At 67.0% G+C, this 17,721-nt stretch carries 21 protein-coding genes; 6 read left to right on the top strand and 15 right to left on the bottom strand.

Features of this window, described 5'->3' with window-relative positions; all coding sequences use genetic code 11:
- The first annotated feature begins 76 nt into the window (after positions 1–76).
- Positions 77–397: a YnfA family protein gene (locus tag DWF00_RS23835; RefSeq protein ID WP_114831006.1), complete on the top strand. Its 321-nt coding sequence runs from the start codon at positions 77–79 to the stop codon at positions 395–397.
- A 9-nt stretch (positions 398–406) separates the two neighbouring features.
- Here DWF00_RS23835 and phoB read toward each other — a convergent pair whose 3' ends face one another.
- The 7 genes from phoB to DWF00_RS23800 form a co-directional block, all read right to left on the bottom strand.
- Positions 407–1,105 carry a phosphate regulon transcriptional regulator PhoB gene (gene phoB / locus DWF00_RS23830; protein WP_114831007.1) on the bottom strand — a complete coding sequence of 233 codons (699 nt, stop codon included), beginning with the start codon at positions 1,103–1,105 and terminating at the stop codon, positions 407–409.
- A 67-nt stretch (positions 1,106–1,172) separates the two neighbouring features.
- Positions 1,173–1,889, bottom strand: coding sequence for a phosphate signaling complex protein PhoU (gene phoU, locus DWF00_RS23825; RefSeq protein WP_114831008.1), 717 nt, complete (start codon positions 1,887–1,889; stop codon positions 1,173–1,175).
- Positions 1,890–1,929: 40 nt separating this feature from the next.
- Complete coding sequence (gene pstB / locus DWF00_RS23820) at positions 1,930–2,736, bottom strand: phosphate ABC transporter ATP-binding protein PstB (protein WP_114831009.1); 807 nt, start codon at positions 2,734–2,736, stop codon at positions 1,930–1,932.
- 39 nt (positions 2,737–2,775) lie between these two features.
- The gene (gene pstA, locus DWF00_RS23815) at positions 2,776–3,666 is read right to left on the bottom strand and encodes a phosphate ABC transporter permease PstA (RefSeq protein ID WP_114831010.1); all 891 of its coding nucleotides are present in this window, start codon (positions 3,664–3,666) and stop codon (positions 2,776–2,778) included.
- A 13-nt stretch (positions 3,667–3,679) separates the two neighbouring features.
- Positions 3,680–4,651, bottom strand: a complete 972-nt coding sequence (pstC, locus tag DWF00_RS23810; protein WP_114831011.1) for a phosphate ABC transporter permease subunit PstC — start codon at positions 4,649–4,651, stop codon at positions 3,680–3,682.
- Between the two features lie 110 nt (positions 4,652–4,761).
- A complete protein-coding gene (gene pstS, locus DWF00_RS23805; RefSeq protein ID WP_114831012.1) occupies positions 4,762–5,787 on the bottom strand; it encodes a phosphate ABC transporter substrate-binding protein PstS in 1,026 nt (341 codons plus the stop codon).
- Between the two features lie 140 nt (positions 5,788–5,927).
- Entirely contained in the window at positions 5,928–7,001 is a 1,074-nt protein-coding gene (locus tag DWF00_RS23800) for an ATP-binding protein (protein WP_245974248.1), read from the bottom strand.
- 141 nt (positions 7,002–7,142) lie between these two features.
- On the opposite strand from DWF00_RS23800, the gene ppk2 reads away from it, so the two are divergent.
- Positions 7,143–8,111 (top strand): polyphosphate kinase 2, encoded by a 969-nt coding sequence (gene ppk2, locus DWF00_RS23795; protein ID WP_114831013.1) that lies wholly within the window; start codon positions 7,143–7,145, stop codon positions 8,109–8,111.
- A 6-nt stretch (positions 8,112–8,117) separates the two neighbouring features.
- Here ppk2 and DWF00_RS23790 read toward each other — a convergent pair whose 3' ends face one another.
- The 5 genes from DWF00_RS23790 to DWF00_RS23770 all read right to left on the bottom strand — a co-directional run bounded on the left by DWF00_RS23790 (position 8,118) and on the right by DWF00_RS23770 (position 12,854).
- Entirely contained in the window at positions 8,118–9,065 is a 948-nt protein-coding gene (locus DWF00_RS23790; RefSeq protein WP_181832784.1) for a lysylphosphatidylglycerol synthase domain-containing protein, read from the bottom strand.
- A 202-nt stretch (positions 9,066–9,267) separates the two neighbouring features.
- Entirely contained in the window at positions 9,268–9,693 is a 426-nt protein-coding gene (locus tag DWF00_RS23785) for a GNAT family N-acetyltransferase (RefSeq protein WP_114831146.1), read from the bottom strand.
- 74 nt (positions 9,694–9,767) lie between these two features.
- Positions 9,768–10,331, bottom strand: coding sequence for a hypothetical protein (locus tag DWF00_RS23780; protein ID WP_210207914.1), 564 nt, complete (start codon positions 10,329–10,331; stop codon positions 9,768–9,770).
- A gap of 50 nt (positions 10,332–10,381) precedes the next feature.
- Positions 10,382–12,253, bottom strand: coding sequence for an ABC transporter ATP-binding protein/permease (locus DWF00_RS23775; protein WP_181832785.1), 1,872 nt, complete (start codon positions 12,251–12,253; stop codon positions 10,382–10,384).
- Positions 12,254–12,551: 298 nt separating this feature from the next.
- Positions 12,552–12,854, bottom strand: a complete 303-nt coding sequence (locus DWF00_RS23770; protein ID WP_114831016.1) for a DUF6958 family protein — start codon at positions 12,852–12,854, stop codon at positions 12,552–12,554.
- A 251-nt stretch (positions 12,855–13,105) separates the two neighbouring features.
- Here DWF00_RS23770 and DWF00_RS23765 point away from each other — a divergent pair, with 251 nt between their 5' ends.
- Genes DWF00_RS23765 through DWF00_RS23755 form a run of 3 tightly spaced genes read left to right on the top strand, consistent with a single transcriptional unit; the run spans position 13,106 to position 14,317 of the window.
- A complete protein-coding gene (locus DWF00_RS23765) occupies positions 13,106–13,375 on the top strand; it encodes a hypothetical protein (RefSeq protein ID WP_114831017.1) in 270 nt (89 codons plus the stop codon).
- The gene (locus DWF00_RS23760; protein WP_114831018.1) at positions 13,365–13,682 is read left to right on the top strand and encodes a hypothetical protein; all 318 of its coding nucleotides are present in this window, start codon (positions 13,365–13,367) and stop codon (positions 13,680–13,682) included. Before DWF00_RS23765 ends, DWF00_RS23760 begins: the two co-directional genes overlap by 11 nt.
- 11 nt (positions 13,683–13,693) lie before the next feature.
- Positions 13,694–14,317 (top strand): nitroreductase family protein, encoded by a 624-nt coding sequence (locus DWF00_RS23755; protein ID WP_114831019.1) that lies wholly within the window; start codon positions 13,694–13,696, stop codon positions 14,315–14,317.
- A 15-nt stretch (positions 14,318–14,332) separates the two neighbouring features.
- On the opposite strand, the gene DWF00_RS23750 is transcribed toward DWF00_RS23755, so the two are convergent.
- Positions 14,333–15,235, bottom strand: coding sequence for an AraC family transcriptional regulator (locus DWF00_RS23750; RefSeq protein WP_114831020.1), 903 nt, complete (start codon positions 15,233–15,235; stop codon positions 14,333–14,335).
- A 473-nt stretch (positions 15,236–15,708) separates the two neighbouring features.
- On the opposite strand from DWF00_RS23750, the gene DWF00_RS29180 reads away from it, so the two are divergent.
- Positions 15,709–16,017, top strand: coding sequence for a hypothetical protein (locus DWF00_RS29180; protein ID WP_114831021.1), 309 nt, complete (start codon positions 15,709–15,711; stop codon positions 16,015–16,017).
- Positions 16,018–16,023: 6 nt separating this feature from the next.
- Here the strand turns inward: DWF00_RS29180 and DWF00_RS23745 are convergent, their stop codons facing one another.
- Together DWF00_RS23745 and DWF00_RS23740 are read right to left on the bottom strand one after the other, a co-directional pair.
- Entirely contained in the window at positions 16,024–17,262 is a 1,239-nt protein-coding gene (locus DWF00_RS23745; protein ID WP_114831022.1) for a glycosyltransferase, read from the bottom strand.
- The gene (locus DWF00_RS23740; RefSeq protein ID WP_114831023.1) at positions 17,211–17,720 is read right to left on the bottom strand and encodes a MarR family transcriptional regulator; all 510 of its coding nucleotides are present in this window, start codon (positions 17,718–17,720) and stop codon (positions 17,211–17,213) included. Before DWF00_RS23740 ends, DWF00_RS23745 begins: the two co-directional genes overlap by 52 nt.
- Position 17,721: the final 1 nt, after the last annotated feature.

Raw genomic sequence — 17,721 nt, 5'->3', positions numbered from 1 at the left:
GCGGATAGGCTTCCGCCAGATGAGGCTCTAGACTCATGCGCGCGTTTGGCAAAGCCGGCGCCTCGCGGGAGACACGATGCCGAGCCTTGCCATCTATGCCGCAGCGGCGCTTGCCGAGATCGCCGGCTGTTTCGCCTTCTGGGCCTGGCTCAAGCTGGACAAGCCGATCTGGTGGCTGGCGCCGGGGCTGGTTTCGCTGGCGCTGTTCGCCTGGCTGCTGACGCTGATCGACAGCCCGGCGGCAGGACGCGCGTATGCCGCTTATGGCGGCGTCTACATCGTGGCGTCGCTGCTCTGGCTCTGGGCCGTGGAAGGCTTTCGGCCGGATCGCTGGGATATCGCCGGCGGGATCATCTGCCTTGCCGGTGCCGCGATCATCATCGCGGCACCGCGCTGAGGAAAACGCTCAGCTCCGCGCAAACGTCTCGTCGAAGGCGTAGCCGGCGCCGCGAACGGTGCGCAGCGGGTCCTTGGCGTTGTCGGGCGTGATCGCCTTGCGCAGGCGGCCGACATGGACGTCGACCGTGCGCTCGTCGATATAGACGTCGCGGCCCCAGACGGCGTCGAGCAGCTGGGCGCGGGAATAGACCCGGCCCGGCGCCTGCATCAGGAATTCGAGCAGGCGGAACTCGGTCGGGCCGAGATGCAGCTCCATGCCGGAGCGGCGGACGCGGCGGGTGGTGCGGTCGAGCTCGAGGTCGCCGGCGGCGAGCAATCCGGCGACATGGCCGGGTTTGGCCCGGCGCAGCAGCGCCTGGATGCGCGCGATCAGCTCCGGCAGCGAGAACGGCTTGACGACGTAGTCGTCGGCGCCGGTGGCGAGGCCGCGCACGCGCTCGGTCTCCTCGCCGCGGGCGGTCAACATGATGATCGGCACGCGCTCGGTGTCGCGCCGCGCGCGCAGGCGGCGGCAGAGCTCGATGCCGGAGAGGCCGGGCAGCATCCAGTCGAGCAGCACGAGATCCGGCGTATGGTCGCGCAGGTGCAGCTCGGCGTCGTCGCCGCGGGCGACGCTGTCGACCTCGAAGCCCTCGGCCTCGAGATTGTAGCGCAGGAGCAGGGTGAGCGGCTCCTCGTCCTCCACGATCAGGATGCGTGCGGGCATGTCTCAGCGATCCAACAAGCTAGAGCGATGCCGGGGACCGGCACCGCTCCAGGGTTCTGACTTAACGTCACTTTCCGGGCGCGACATCGACCAGGATATTGGTCGTATCGACCTTCGGGCGCGAATCCAGCGTCTCGCCGGTGACGAGATAGTGGATCGTCTCGGCGATGTTGGTGGTGTGGTCGCCGATGCGCTCGACATTCTTGGCGCAGAACAGGAGATGCGTGCAGAAGGTGATGTTGCGCGGATCTTCCATCATATAGGTCAGCAGCTCGCGGAAGAGCGAGGTGTAGAGCGCGTCGATCTCGTCGTCGCGGCGCCAGACGTCCATCGCCTTCTGCTCGTTGCCGGCGGCATAGGCGTCGAGCACGTCCTTGAGCTGGGCCTGGACCAGGCGGCTGATATGCTCGAGGCCGACCACGGCGCGGTGCGGCGGCTGGAACTGGCCGGAGATCGCGACGGCGCGCTTGGCGATGTTCTTGGCGAGGTCGCCGACGCGCTCGATATCGGCGGCGATGCGGATCGCCGAGATCAGCTCGCGCAGGTCGTTGGCGAGTGGCTGGCGCCGCGCGATGGTCAGCACCGCCTTCTCTTCAACGTCGCGCTGGAGGTTGTCGAGGCGCTGGTCGGCGCTGATCACCTTCTGGGCGAGCGTGGTGTCGCGGCGCACCAGGGCGACGGTGGAATCGCCGAGCATGCGCTCGGACATACCACCCATCTCGGCAAGGCTGCGGCGGATCCCTTCGAGATCGGCGTCGTAGGAGCGGACGATATGTTCGGTCATCTCGGCATATCCTTTGTCAGCAAACGGGTTTCGTCGTGGATCAGCCGAAGCGGCCGGTGACGTAGTCCTGCGTCTGCTTCTTGCTCGGGTTCATGAAGATGTTGTTGGTGGCGTCGAACTCGATCACCTCGCCGAGATACATGAAGGCGGTGTACTGCGAGATGCGGGCCGCCTGCTGCATGTTGTGGGTGACGATGACGATGGTGAAGTCGCTCTTCAGCTGCTCGAGCAGATCCTCGATCTTGCCGGTCGAGATCGGGTCGAGCGCCGAGGTCGGCTCGTCGAACAGGATCACCTCAGGCTTCTGGGCAATGGTGCGGGCAATGCAGAGGCGCTGCTGCTGGCCGCCGGAGAGGCCCATGCCGGAGCTCTTGAGCTTGTCCTTGACCTCGTCCCAGAGCGCGGAGCGGCGCAGGGCACCCTCGACGCGGTCGTCGAGCTCCGACTTCGGCGGCTTCTCGTAGAGGCGGATGCCGAAGGCGACGTTGTCGTAGATCGACATCGGGAAGGGCGTCGGCTTCTGGAAGACCATGCCGATGCGCGAGCGCAGCTCGTTGACGTCGACGTCGTTGGAGATGACGTTGCGGCCGTCGAGCAGGATCTCGCCGGTGGCCTTCTGCTCGGGGTAGAGCGAGTAGATCCGGTTGAAGATGCGCAGCAGGGTCGACTTGCCGCAGCCCGACGGGCCGATCAGCGCCGTGACGTGGCGGTCACGGAAGTCGAGGTTGATGCTCTTCAGCGCCCGGTGCTCACCGTAGTAGAAATCGAGGTTTTTGACCGCGATGCGGATCGGGGCATCGGTATCAAGCGATTGGGGGCTCAGTTCCAGCGTCGAAAGCATCGACATGTTCCTTCAGATCGAACGCGACGAGGGTTTAGGGGGCGTTCACTTGCTGCCACGCACGATGCGGCGGGCGACAATGGACAATAGCAGAATCGAGACGGTGATGATCAGCGAACCGGCCCAGGCGAGCTGCTGCCAGTTCTCGTAAGGGGCGGAGGCGAACTGGTAGATCGTCACCGGCAGGTTGGCGACGCCACCCGAGAGGTTGAGCGCGAACCAGGAGTTGTTGTTGAGCGCGGTGAAGATCAGCGGCGCGGTCTCGCCGGCGATGCGGGCCAGCGCCAGCAGGATGCCGGTGACCATGCCCGACTGGGCGGCGCGCCAAGTGATGCTGGTGATGACGACCGACGGCGGCGCGCCGAGCGCCGAGCCGGCCTCGCGCAGCGGCGCCGGCACCAGCCTGAGCATATCCTCGGTGGTGCGCACGATGACCGGGATCGCGATGATGCCGAGCGCGACGCCACCGGCCCAGCCGGAATAGCCGCGGAAGGGCTCGACCATGACGACGTAGACGAACAGGCCGATCAGGATCGACGGGGCCGAGAGCAGGATGTCGTTGATGAAGCGGATCAGGTCGGCGAGCTTCGAGCCACGGCCATATTCCGCCAGGTAAGTGCCGGCGAGCACGCCGATCGGCGTCGCCACGACGATGCCGAGGAAGGTCAGCACGACCGAGCCGACGATGGCGTTGGCGAGGCCGCCGCCCTCGCTGCCGGGGCCGGGCGTGATCTGCGTGAAGGTGGCGACGGAAAGCCCGCCGATGCCCTTCACGATCAGCATGCCCAAAATCCAGAACAGCACGAAGATGGCGAGGAAGGTGAAGCCGGCGGCGGTGACCTTCATCACGCGATCGGCCGTGCGGCGCGACTGGCGGACGCGGCCCCAGGGAGCGACCGGCAGCTCGCGGACGGTGGACGGAGTCGTGAGGCTCATGATCCGGCTCCGCTCAGAACGACTTGACGCGGGCGACGAGGACGCGCGCGATGACCAGGACGACGAAAGTGACGAAGAACAGGATGCAGCCCAGCGCGATCAGCGAGTTGAGCTGCAGGCCCATGGCCTCGTTGAACTCGTTGGCGATGCGCGAGGCGATGGTCGAGCCCGGATCCATGATCGAGGCCGAGAGCCGGTTGGCGTTGCCGACGACGAAGGTGACGGCCATGGTCTCGCCGAGCGCGCGGCCGAGGCCCAGCATGATCGCGCCGATGATCGAGACGCCGGCCTGCGGCACCAGCACGTGGCGCACGACCTCCCAGGTCGTGGCGCCGATGCCGTAGGCGCTCTCGCGCAGCACCGACGGGATCTGGTCGAGCATGTCGCGGGTGATCGAGGCGATGAACGGGATGATCATGAACGCCAGGATGATGCCGGCGGTGAGGATGCCCAGGCCAGACGGCGAGCGCGAGTACAGCACCGTGCCGACGACCGGGATGCCCTCGACGATGTTCGAGAGCGGGATCTGCACATAGGCCGCAAAGAGCGGGACGAAGACGAACAGGCCCCACATGCCGTAGATGATCGAGGGCACGGCGGCGAGCAGCTCGACCGCGGTCGAGACCGGCTGCTTGAACCAGGGCGGCGCGAGCTGGGTGAGGTAGACGGCGATGCCGAGCGAGAGCGGCACGCCGATGAGGAGCGCGATCAGCGCGGTCGACAAGGTGCCGACAATCGCCGGCCAGGCGCCATACTGCTCGCGCTGCGTATCCCAGACGCTGGAGGTGATGAAGCCGAAGCCGAATTCGCGGAAGGCGGGCCAGCCGCCGATGACCATCGAGAGCATGATGCCCGCGAGCAGCACCAGCACGAACAGCGCGGCCAGGAAGCTGGCATTGCGGAAGATGACGTCGAAGGTGCCCTTCGGCGTCTTGCGAATGGCAGGCACGCCAGGCGCGGCCATCTGATCTGTCACGGCAGCCATCCGTGGTACTCCGGGGTCGCAGGAATGAAGGCGAAAGCGGGAAATCTTAATCTGGTGTCACAAAGCGGGGGCCATGGAGGCCCCCGCTCGATGTCTCGGAGGGCAAGCGATCAGAAGATCGGCTTGCCGGAGTTGTCGGTAACGCCCTTCCAGGCGTTGCGGACCTGATCCTTGACGTTGGCCGGGAGCGGCACGTAGTCGAGGTCGAGGGCGAGCTGGTCGCCGCTCTTGTAGGCCCAGTCGACGAACTTCAGGGCGGCCTGGACCTCTTCCGGCTTCTCGGGCTTGGCGTGCACGAGCAGGAAGGTGGCCGAGGTGATCGGCCAGGCGTTGGCGCCCTTCTGGTTGTTCAGCGAGATGCCGAAGCCGGGAGCCGCATTCCAGTCGGCGTTGGCGGCAGCGGCCTGGAAGGCCTTGTCGTCCGGAGCCGGGAAGTTGCCGTCGGCGTTCTTGACCAGCGCGTAGGCGAGCTTGTTCTGCTTGGCGTAGGCGTACTCGACATAGCCGATCGAGTTGGCGACCTGCTTGACCGAAGCCGAGACGCCCTCGTTGCCCTTGCCGCCGATGCCGACCGGCCACTGGACCGACTGGTTGGTGCCGATCTTGGTCTTCCAGTCAGGCGAGACGCGCGAGAGATAGTCGGTGAACACGTAGGTCGTGCCCGAGCCGTCCGAACGATAGACCGGGTTGATGTTGGCGTCCGGCAGGGTGACGCCGGCGTTCAGCGCAACGATCTTCGGGTCGTTCCACTTCTTGATGTCGCCCAGGTAGATCTGCGCGATCAGATCGCCCGAGAGCTTGAGCTTGCCGGCTTCGACGCCAGCGACGTTGATCGCGGGGACGACGCCGCCCATGACGGTCGGGAACTGGATCAGGCCGTCCTTCTTCAGGTCGTCGCCCGGGAGCGGGGCGTCGGTCGCGCCGAAGGCGACGGTCTTGGCCTTGATCTGACGGATGCCGCCGCCCGAGCCGATCGACTGATAGTTCAGCCCGACATTGGTCTCTTTCTTGTAGGCTTCAGCCCACTTCGAATAGATCGGGAAGGGGAAGGTGGCGCCAGCGCCGGTGATGTCGGCGGCCTGGGCAACGCCGGCAAGGCCGACCGTCGCAGCCGCGAGAATGAGAATTTTGCGCATTGGGAGGAGCCCTCTGTGGGTCACAGGTTTAGCGGCCCTGCTCAAACACCCTCTCTGTGACACTCACATGACACGCCGTCATCTTAGCCGTCTTATATCCGTCATGTGACAACCTGCCGCCATGACTTTCGGTAACCATCTCAGGCCGATGTCGAGCGGCTTTGCGGGCTCAGCCGCGGCAAAATCGCCTTGAAGGTGGCGCCCTGGCCGAGTGCGCTCTCGATGGTGAGGCGGCCGCGGTGACGCAGCACGATGTGCTTCACAATGGCGAGACCGAGCCCGGTGCCGCCGGCCTCGCGGCTTGCGGCAGTGTCGACCCGGTAGAAGCGCTCGGTCAGGCGCGGCAGGTGCTCGGGCGCGATGCCCGGCCCGTCGTCGCGGACGCTGACGCTGGCCTCGGCCGGGCCGTCGGCGACCTCGATGAAGACCTCGCCGTGCTCGCGGCCGTACTTGATGGCGTTCTCGACGAGGTTCTCCATCAGGCGCAGCAGCTCGTCGCGGTCGCCGGCGACCTTGACCGGCTCGGCCGGCATCTCCAGGCGCAGGTTCACGTTGCGCTCGCGCGCCATCAGGGTGAGGGAATCGACGATCTCGCGCGAGATGCCGGCAAGGTCGACCGGGGTCTCCGGCGCCAGGTGGGCGCGCAGCTCGATGCGCGAGAGCGAGAGCAGGTCATCGACCAGGCGCGCCATGCGCAGGCCCTGCTCGCGCATGATCGAGAGGAAGCGGTCGCGCGCGCCGGTGTCGTTGCGGGCCGGGCCCTGCAAGGTCTCGACGAAGCCGAGCAGCGAGGCGAGCGGCGTGCGCAATTCGTGGCTGGCATTGGCGACGAAATCGACGCGCATGCGCTCGGTGACGCGCAATTCGCTGAGATCCTCGAAGGTCAGCATCACCGCGCGGCGCCAGCCGCCGCCCTTGAGGGCGGCGATGTGGATGCGGAAGGTGCGCTCGACCGGCACGCGCTCGATCAGCTCGACGATCTTGCGGCCGCCATGGCGCGAGACCTCCTCGATCGCGTCGATCAGGTCGGGGTCGCGCAGCACCAGCGTCAGCGGCTGGCCCTTCTCCAGCGCGGGAATCAGCGCCAGCATGGCCGGGCTCAGCGCCTGGGCGACGCCCTGCGCGTCGAGCAGCACCACGGCGGAGCCGAGCGCCTCGACCAAAGCGGCCGTGACCGGAGCCTGAGGATCGACGACATCGAACATGCGGTCCATGCCCTCCCGCTGGGTTATGCCTGTGCCCTATAGGGTGCGCCGGGCGCTCTGCCAATCGTGCCGCCTAAGGATAAGTGCGGCGCGGGCATTTCCCTGCTCAAGCTGCCGGTCTAGCTTGGCGAGCCAGCAAAGGAGTATGCGATGGCGAAAGCGGCGTCGGGACTCAAGGCGAAGCGGGCGGCCCGGTCGGGACCGAAAGCCAAGGTGAAGCGCCAGGCCAAGGCCGTGGCCATCGTCCCCGTCGCGCGCCGCAAGGCCACGCCGCGCCTGAGCTTCAACATCGAGGCGGAGGAGCTGCCGACCGCGATCGAGAGCGCGGCCTTCCGCAGCGGCGACTACCCCTATGACAAGCGGATGAAGCGCAAGCGCTACAACCGTGAGCTGGAGCCGCTGCAGATCGAGCTGCTCAAGCTGCTGAGCTGGGCCCGCGACAAGGGCGAGCGCATCGTCATCGTGTTCGAGGGACGCGACGGCGCGGGCAAGGGCGGCGCGATCACCCGCTTCACCCAGCACCTCAACCCGCGCCAGGCGCGCGTCGTGGCGCTGCCCAAGCCCTCCGACATCGAGAAGGGGCAATGGTATTTCCAGCGCTACGCCGCGGAGATGCCGTCGGCCGGCGAGATCGTGTTCTTCGACCGCTCCTGGTACAACCGGGCCGGGGTCGAGCGCGCCATGGAGTTCTGCACGCAGGCGCAGACAGACATCTTCCTGCGCGAGGCGCCGGCCTTCGAGGGCATGCTGGCGCGCGACGGCGTCCGGCTGATCAAGCTCTTCCTGACGATCGGGCGGGAGATGCAGATGAGCCGGCTGCATGCGCGCTGGCACGACCCGCTCAAGCGCTGGAAGCTGTCGCCGATCGATTTCGAGGCGATCCCGCGCTTCGACGCCTATTCGCAGGCCTTCGAGCAGATGCTGGCGCGGACCTCGTCCGATGGGGCGCCCTGGACCGTGATCCGCGCCAACGACAAGCTACGCACCCGGCTCAACGCCATCCGCCACGTGCTCCACACCATCCCCTACGAGGACAAGGACGAGGCGGCGATCGGCGAGACCGACGCGGAGATCGTGCTCAGCGCGAAGGACTACCTCGACGACGGCGGGGAGGCGTGAGCGGCCTCAGATGTCGTGCCGCTTGATCCGCTTGATCATCTCGCTCAGGGCCAGCAGGGCGAGCGCGAAGACGAAGGGCACGAGGTAGTAGATGATGCGGAAGAGCACGAGCGCGCCGACGACCTGCTCGTAGGGCAGGCGGTTCAGCGCCAGCAGCATCGTCGCCTCGAACACCCCTGCCCCGCCCGGCGCGTGGCTGGCGATGCCGATGAGGCAGGCGAAGATATAGGCCGCCAGGAAGGCGGGATAATCGAGGTTGTGCCCGCCCGGCAGCAGCACGAAGAGCACGGCGGCGGCGGCGCAGACCTCGCAGGCGCCGAGCGCCATCTGGGCGAGCGTGATGCCGAGCCCGGGCAAGGGCAGGTTCCAGCCGCTGACGCGCAAGGTGCGCTCGTCGGTGGCGACCCAGACGAGGTAGCCGAGCGTGCCGAGCGCCACCGCCGCGCCGACGCCCTGCACCACCAGCGGCGAGGTCCGCGCCAGCATCGCGACGGAATCGGTGGCGTAGAACAGGCAGGCGCAGAGGATCGCGCCCAGGCCGAGCCAGAAGGTCAGGCCGGCGATCACGGTCAGGCTCGCGACCTCCGAGGCGCGCACGCCCTTGGCGGAATAGATCCAGTAGCGCACCGTGCCGCCGGTCACGAGCGGGAAGCCGAGCGTGAAGGAGACGGAATAGCTGGTGAACGAGGCGAGCGCCGTGGTGCGGTAGGGAATGGAGAGGCCGAGCCGCTTCAGCGCCAGCGCGTCATAGCCGGTGAGCAGCAGGTAGCTCAGCGCGGTGAAGCCGAGCGCCAGCCCGATCTGGCGCCAGCTCGTCTTGGAGAAGGTGTCGGCGATCGCCGACGGGTTCATCTCGCGGACGATGTACCAGAGCACCACCAGCGAGGCGCTGAAGATGATGAGGCTCGCCAGCGGGCCGAGCCACCACCAGCGGCTGCGCTTGCGCAGGGGCATTCCTGGCTCATGCGGGCCGAACGACATGCGGACTCATGGTCGGTTGCGGGGCCGGCCTGTCGAGACGGCGCCGATTGCAGGCGGGAGGGCGAAGCGCCCCGGCCCCGACAGATAGCGCCTCAGGCTCGATGCACAAGCCGGGATAGCGCGGCGAATGCGCGCCATGAGGCCGGCGCAGGACAACGCCGCCACAAATCCGTCGTCAGAACTCGCGCTTGAACCAGAACGCGTCGTCCACCCGCGCCATGCCGACCTTCTCGTAGAAGCCGACGGCCTCCGGCACCGAGGCGAGGATCAGGCTGACGCTCGGCCCGACCTGCCAGCGCACCTCCTCGAGCAGGCCCTTGCCGATGCCCAGCCCCTGCGCCGCCGGCGAGACCGCGAGCTCGGAGAGATAGCAGCACCAGGCGAAATCGGTGACGCAGCGGGCGACGCCGACCAGCGGCCGGCCCGGCTGGTCCAGCCGGGCGGTCATGAGCAGGTTGGCAGAGGACAGCATCTTCTCCAGCCGCGGCTCATCGCCGATCGGCCGGATCCCACCCAGGCCGGAATCGACCAGGATGCGCCGGAACTCGAAGACGCCCAGATTGGGCTCCTGGGCATAGATCACGCGGGACAGCTCGCTCATCAGGGAAAGCTGCATCATCCGCCCGGGAATTCAAGCCGGTTTCCGCCCCAGGTTGCAGTTAATCGAAGTGCTGGTCATTTTACCTTGCGGAATATCCGCAGCGTCTTGAAGCCCTCGACCTCCTCGACCGGGTGCGACTTCGTCCAGTCCGCGATCAGCCGCTCGGGCACGTCATAGGCGTAGGAGCCGGTGTAGAACAGGATGTGGCCGCCCGCGTCGGTCTGATCGGTGAAGAGCTGCATCACCTCAAGGTCGGTCAGCGCGCCATAGGCGTCGTTCTTCTCGCTGCGGAACTCTCCGGAATGGAAGAGGGTGACGATGTCGAAGCGCGGCAGCAGCTTCGCGTTGCTGGTGTAGATGTCGCCGAAATAGGCCGAGTAGGTCTTGGTGAGGGTGGGCTTCTCGGTCGCGAGCTCGATGAAGGACTCATACTCCTTCGGCGAGGCGGTGATGCCAAGCACGGTGTTGTTCAGCTTGGGCTCGGCGCAGCGGATGCCGACATAATGGTGCCCGCCCGTGCCGAAATGGTAGATGCGCTTGCCGGTGAGGCCCTGCTGCTCCAGCCATTCGACGAAATGCACGTCGCAGGGGCATTGCTCGACTTCAAGGCCCCAATAGGCATCCCAGATGTTCAGCATGAATCAGCTCCGTGAGGGGTTGGACAGAAGGTCGAAGAGAAACTCAACCCTCATCCCGAGGAGCCGCAAAGCGGCGTCTCGAAGGATGATCCAGTGTCCTCTGGAGCATCCTTCGAGACGCGGGCCGAGGCCCGCTCCTCAAGATGAGGGCTATGGGTCTTTGGTTCCGTGTCATGCCCGGCCATGCGGGCGACGCCGCCGGCGCGCTTCATCACGAGGCGGTGGCTGGCCGCCTCAGTGAAGCCGGCGCTCTGGCCCATCAGCAGCATGATCGCGTCGGGGCGGGCGGCGCGCAGTTCGGCGATCAGGTCGAGCGCGGCATCGACCTCGAGCGCGCTCGTCGCCTCGTCGAGCAGGAGCACGTCCGGCGCCTCCAGCTCGGCGCGGGCAAGCGCCAGGCGCTGCCTGTCGCCGGTCGCGAGCGCCTTGTCCCAGTCGTTGTGCTCGTCGAGGCGCTGGGCCAGGCTGGAGAGGCCGTAGCGGCGCAGCGCGTCGGTGAGGCGTTCGGTCGGCAGCGGTTGGGCCGTGTCGAGCACCGCGCGCAAGCTGCCCTCGGTCAGGTGCAGCGTATGAGGCACGATCGTGACCTGTGAGGCAGCGGGCAGTGCGATCTCGCCCCTGCCCCAGGGCCAGAGCCCGGCCACGGCCTGGATCAGCGCCGCCTTGCCGAGGCCGAGTTCACCTGAGACATGCAAGGTCGCGCCCGGAGGGGCGACCATGTCGAGATCGGCGACGAGGTTGCGGCCGTCGCGGTCGGTCAGCGTCACCTCGGCGAGGCGCAAGCAACCGTCCGGGCTCGGCAGCACGGCAAGGCGGTCATCCGACTGGCCGGCGCCGAGCCGCTCCAGCGCGTCGGCCAACTCGTTGACGCGCCGCGCCGCCGCGAGCCACTCGGCGATGCGCATGAAATTGTCGAGCACCCAGTTGAAGGCGTTCTGCACGGCCACAAAAGCCGCCGCGACCTGCACGACGCCGCCGAGCGACATTTCGCCGGAAAGGTACTTCGGCGCCGCCAGCAGCAGCGGCACGACCGGCACCAGCGCGCTGCTGCCATTGGTGATCCAGGTCAGGCGGCCACGCTGGCGGATCATCGCGAGCCAACGCTGGGCCAGGCTGTCATAGGTGCGCGCCACGGCTCGGCGCTCGCCGGCCTCGGCGCGGGCCAGCGCAATGGCCTCGCCATGGTCGCGAATGCGCATCAGCGAGAAGCGCAGCCGCGCCTCGCCCTCGTTGCGCGCAGCGGCGAGGCCCGGCAGCCGGCGGCCGACGAAGGTGATCAGGGCCGAAACCACGACCGCGTAGACGATCGCTGCCAGCACGAGATAGGCGGGGATGATGATGACGCCATCGCCCACCGGAACCGTCAGCCCGCCGCCGATCTCCCAGAGGATCTCGATGAACATGATGATGGTGATCAGCGCGGAGAGCAGGCCGATGGCGAAATCGACCAGCGGCTCGGTCGCCCAGCGCACGTCGTCGGCGATGCGGTATTCGGGATTGGCGGGCTCGTAGCCCGAGAGCGAGAGGCGGTAGAAGCGGCGCTCGCCGACCCAGCCATCGGCCAGCTTGGCCGTGACCCATTGCCGCCAATGCACCTGAAGCGTCTCGCGCGTCACCAGGATGCCGACGCCGACGCCGGCAACGATGACGGCCAGGACCGGGAAGACCGCCATCGCGGTCAACGCGCTCTGCGCGTCCTTCTTCTCCAGCGCATCGAAGAACCAGCCGTTCCAGCGGTTGACGGTGACGTTGACGAAGACCGTGACGATGACCGAGGCCGCGAGCGAGAGCGTCCAGAAACAGGCTGTCCGCGCCGTCGCGCCGCGCCAGAAGCCGCTGGTGAGGACGGCGAAGCGCCGCGCCACCTGCCGGTCGCTCGGCGGAGTCGGACCTTGACCGGGCGCAGCGGCCGGCTTCAGCACAGGCGGATTTCCCCCGAACTCGAACACACGCATGTCCGCAGCCGGATTTTTCCGTGCCGCGGATATCCCCGGTCTCGCGCCTAGCGCAGGCTGGATGAACCGGGGCTGAATGCAGAATGCAGGGCGCGCGGACTCAGTGTCCGACTGGATATTCGAGCCCTCACCCTGAGGAGCCGCTTCAGCGGCGTCTCGAAGGGTGAACCAGTGGGCTTCCGAACCTCCTGGAGCATCCTTCGAGACGCGCTCCGCGCTCCTCAGGATGAGGGCTCAGGGATTTATGAGCCAGATTCTCAAGAAGTCAGGCCTTGTGCAGCCGGAGCGGCGTGGTCTTCTCGCGGGCGACGATGCCCTTCGCCTCGAGATCGAGCTGGACGGCCTTGACCCACCAGCCGGCCGTGGCCCCGCCGGGGAAGAGCTCCTCGGGAAGGTGAGGCAGAATGCGCTCCCGGAGCTCGGCGACGGTCAGCCCCGGCGCCGCCTGCGGCAGCACGCTCAGGAAGGCGCTCTTCATCGCCTCGTACTTCACCGGATCGCCGGATTGTGTCTTTCCCGGATGGTTCACGTTCTCGAGTTGGATCTTGGCGGTCTTGGTGGCTGCCATCTCTCCGGTTCCTGACTGGATGCGACAAAGGCCGTTGTCGCTAGGACTGCGGGATATCTAATCACACACGATGGGAAACGTCCCAATGCGCGGGAATGGCGTCACAGCAAGCCATATGAGCTGGCCTCTTAGCCGTGGATCCAGTTTCGAATTGTTCTATTTTTCCAATAAAAACAATATCTTGCGCGGGTATTCCTGCGAGCGTATCCCTCTCCCTACTGCAAGAAGTCGATTCAACGCGGGGATTCGATATGGGCGAGATCTCGGGCCGTGACGTCACCGCGGCGCTTGGGCCGGTCAACGAGCTCATCGTGCGGGAGGTGCTCAGGACCGGGGCGACGCAGCTCGAATTCAAACGCGCGCTCGCCTTCGCCAAGGGGCCGGCCAATGCCAACGCCGTCGCCTATTCCGTCCTGACCGAGACGTTGCAACGGCTGGTCGACCTGCTGACGGTCGCGCTGGAGCAGCGGCCGGAGCGTCCGCGCGGCGCAAGCGTGGAGGGCGGGCACCGTGCCGCATGATCCCGCCCGCGAGACCGAAGCCTTGCGCGCCGAACTCAGGCAGGCGCTGATGAGTGCCTTCTGCAACGCGCTGCACAATTCGCAGCTCTCGCCGCTCGCGGTGATGGAGCTGACCGCGGAGGCGGTCGGCGCGATCTACCAGGAGGTCGTCGAGGCGCACCGGCTCGACGGCGATTGCCCCTGCGGCTGGCGCCCGAGCGCCGAGGCCGATATCGAGACGCTGCGGGCCGCGCTGGACAGTGCGGCGCGGCCAGTGCCAGTCACCGATTTGCGGCTGGTCAGGGCCGCCGGCCGGGCTTGGGCGTGAATAGGATGAGCATGAGCAACAACCACGCCGCCGCCGCGACCGAAGCCCTCTCCCATGATGGCGAGGCGCTGCTCTCGTTCCTGGAGAGGCGCCGCTCGACCGGCATGACCGCGCTCAGTGAGCCTGGGCCGAGCGAAAGCGAGCTGCGCCGTATCCTGACCATCGCGGCGCGCGTGCCCGACCATGGCGGCATCGAGCCCTGGCGCTTCATCGTGTTGGCGGGCGACGCCCGGCAGCGGGCGAGCGAGGGCGTGTCGAAGCTCTATGCCGCAGAGAACGCGGCGATGGACCCGGAGCGGCGCGAAAAATTCACCGCGATCATGGGCCGGGCGCTGACCTATGCGCCTGTGATCGTCCTCGTCGTCAGCCGCAGCGACGCGCTGGCCCGCGTCCTGGTCTGGGAGCAGGAGCTTTCGACCGGAGCCGCCTGCATGAACCTCGTCATCGCCGCCCAGGCCTCGGGCTATGGCACGACCTGGCTGACCGGCTGGGCCGCCTATAGCCCGGGCGTCGCGGCGCTGTTCGGCCTGTCCGGCAGCGAGAAGGTGGCTGGCGTCATCCATATCGGCACGGCGAAGGAAATTCCGCCCGACCGCAAGCGGCCGGATATCGACGCCCTCACGACCTATTGGTGAGCAGGCGCCCGGACCTCAAATCAGCGCGGCGCTTTCCGGCGCCGCCCGCATCCGCGCGATGTCGCGGATCGGCGGGGCGCCGAAGAGGCGGCTGTACTCGCGGCTGAACTGCGAGGGGCTGTCATAGCCGACATTATGGCCGGCGGTGGCGGCATCCATGGCCTGGCCGAGGATGAGCCGGCGCGCCTCCTGCAGGCGCAGCTGCTTCTGGTATTGCAGCGGACTCATCGCCGTCACCGCCTTGAAGTGCTGGTGCAGGGCGGACGCGCTCATGCGCGCCTCCTGCGCGACGTTGTCGATGCGGAACGGCTTGTCGTAGTTGCGCTTGATCCAGCCGATGGCGCGGTTGACCTGCTGCAGCTTGCTCTCGGCATGGGCGATCTCGCGCAGGCGCGGCGCCTGGCTGCCGGTGAGCAGGCGATAGAGGATCTCGCGCTCCGCGAGCGGGGCGAGGATCGGCGCATCGCGCGGCGCCGCCAGCAGCGTGACGAGCCGGCTGGCGGCGGAGAGCAGCTCGGGTGTCACCGGGTCGAGGCACAGGCCCGCGCCGGGATTGTCGCTGGCGCCTGAATCGAGCCCGGCTTCCATGATCAACGCGCCGAGCACGCCCGGGTCGAGATCGAGCCGGAAGCAGAGATAGGGCTCGCCCGGGCTGGCCTCGGTCACTTGCCCGACGATCGGCACGTCGACGGAGACGACGAGATATTGCTCGGGGCCGTAGCGGTAGATTCGGTCGCCCAGCATCACCTGCTTGCGGCCCTGGACGACGATGCAGAGCGCCGGCTCGTGCAGGGCATGGATCGGCTCGGTCGGCGTCGACATCCGGATCAGCGACAGGCGCGGGATCGCCGTCGCATGGGTGCCATCGCTCGTGGCGTATCGGGCAATCAGGTCGGCGAGCGCGTTCTGCTCGGTCATGTCGCGTATCCCCGGATGGAGCCGTTTCCGTAGCCGGCGTCAGCCTCGCACCATCTACGGTTGTTCTATTATAGATGCCCGGCCGGCAAGGACGAAGGCATCTGACAGAATGTCAGGAGGATCGTGCAAGAATTGCGGAGCTTCGTTTCATCGTGCGCCCGGCCCGCCGAGCCTGTTCCGCCCAAGGCGCGGGCCGCAGTGTCGCGCTTTCCTCAAAAGCCACAGCCCGAAGCAATGCGCGAGCCGATTGGATCGTTCAATCGCTCGGATGCTCCGTCTTTTCACATCGTCTTCTCATGGGCCGGCGCCCCCGCCGTCCGGCGATGCTCTAAAGCGCACCGCCACCCGCATCTGACCCAAAAGTCTGAGCGTATAGTTTTGCGTTCTACAACGGTCATCTGCTATAGTCAGTATTTCTCAACTGAGGCAGATGCGGCACAGGCACAGCTATATAGACGGAGAGTCCATCGGCCATGTTGACTGGCACCGAGCAACTCCAGATCTGGGAAGTGATGTCGTCGCCCGCAGGTCATGCTGCGCTGCAATACGCAGCAGAATGCGGTCACCCGCCGCTCGAGCCCTTGATCAATCTGATCGAAGAATGGTGGGGTCCTTGGCTTTCCAGTGATCGCGAGGCCCATCTTCAATGCGTGCATGGCATGGTTGCTCGCCTGATGGCTGCCGATGGCTGGCAGGAGACCGGCTTCCGCCCGGTCCGGCGCGGCCAATTGATCACGGAGGCGATGACCTTCCGGCGCGCCGGGGAGCATATGATCCAGTAGGCGGCGCTAGCCGGCCGCTAGCCCGTCCATCTGCGCGAGAGCGGAATCGTTCTGCGCCACCAGACGCTCGACCAGCCCCATTTGCCGGTCGAGGCAAGCCTCCAGATCGAACCTCCCCAGCACGGCGGCGCGCGCGGCCTGGCGCAGCGGCTCGTATTCCACCTGTCGCTCCAGCGCGGCGGCGATCGTGCCCGCGAGCGCCGAGCGGTCGAAGAACGGCGCGAGCAGGCCGTTGCGGCGATCGCTGACGACCTCCTGCACCGGGCCGGTGCGCGAGCCGACGATCAGGCAGCCGCAGGCCATCGCCTCCAGCAGCGACCAGGACAGCACGAAGGGCACGGTCAGGTAGACATGCGCCGCCGAGACCTGGAACAGGCGGATCAGGTCCTCGCGCGCCAGCCAGGGGATATGGACCATGCGCTCGCCCAGGCCGGTCTCGGCGAGCATAACCTCGCGCCAGAGCCGGCCATCGGATCGGGGCCGGCCATAGCCGACGCCATCACCGCCGACCACGACGAAGAGCACGCCCGGCCGGGCCTGAGCGACCAGCGCTGCCGCGCGCATGAACTGGGGATAACCACGATAGGGGTCGAGATCGCGGGCGACGAAGGTGACGACCTCGTCGCCCCGCCTCAGCTCGCGGCCGTCGGGCAAGGTGAAGCTCGCGTCCGGGTCGGGGCGGCACAGGCGCGTGTCGATGCCGTCATGGCAGATCGCGATGCGGTCGCGGATAGCGGCCGGGTACTGCCGGTGCTGCCAGCGCGTCGGCGTATAGGCGGCATCGACCGCCTGCAACGTCACGAGTTGCGCGGCGTTGCGCATGCGCAGCCGCATCCGCTGCGCCTCGGAGATGCCGAAGGCCGGGTCGAAATCGAAATCCGAATCGTCGGCGTTGTAATAATACTCGCAATAGCCCAGCAGCGGCGTCCCGGGCAGGACGTCCTTGACGAAGAGCAGGCCGCCCCAGCCGGTATGGCCGATGATCAGGTCCGGCCTATCCTCACGACGCAGCCGTCTCAGCACCGCGGCCACCGCCTCGCCCGTCCTGACGTGATACTCCGTCGCGGCGAGGCTCGGGCTGGCCGCCAAGCCCGCGTCCAACGCATAGGCGATCTGCCGGAGACCGGGGCGGCTGTGCTCCGCCCGCTCCGTCACCAGCGTGACCTCCGCCCCCTCAGCGAGGAGGCGGTCGATCAGGTGAGAAAATTGACCAGATCCGGAGCGATGAACGAATAGGACGTGCATGACGCGACCAGGACCCCTCCATACCGCAACGCATCGCTGCACCATTGCTCGAGGCGGCGCAGCGTATCGTAGGTCGTCTGCAGATCGGGCTCGATATCGATATCCTGGCTCAGCCCGAACTGGTTGGTCTCGTCGAGCATCCTGAGCCGCTCGCAGAGCAACTGCCCTTTCGGCGAGAGCGAGATGCGCGCCAGCCTGCGGTCGCGGGCCGAGGCGCCGCGATCGAGATAGCCGTTCTCGACCAGCTGCTTGAGGTTATAGGACGCGTTCGAGCCGAGGTAGTAGCCGCGGTCGAGCAGGTCCCGGACCGAGATCTCTCCGGTGCCGATCGTTAACAGCACCATCACTTGCGAGGGTGAGATGTCGTCGACGCCCAGCCGCGTCAACTCGAGCCTGAGGTAATCGAGGAAGCGCCGGCTGACCCGTTCGATCATCCGCGCCAGTTCGAGCTGGGACATC

Origin of the sequence: Allobosea caraganae, assembly GCF_003351345.1 — a bacterium.
GTDB classification, from domain to species: Bacteria; Pseudomonadota; Alphaproteobacteria; order Rhizobiales; family Beijerinckiaceae; genus Allobosea; species Allobosea caraganae.
The sequence above is the reverse complement of the archived record's forward strand: the minus strand, read 5'-3'. Positions and strand labels throughout refer to the sequence as shown.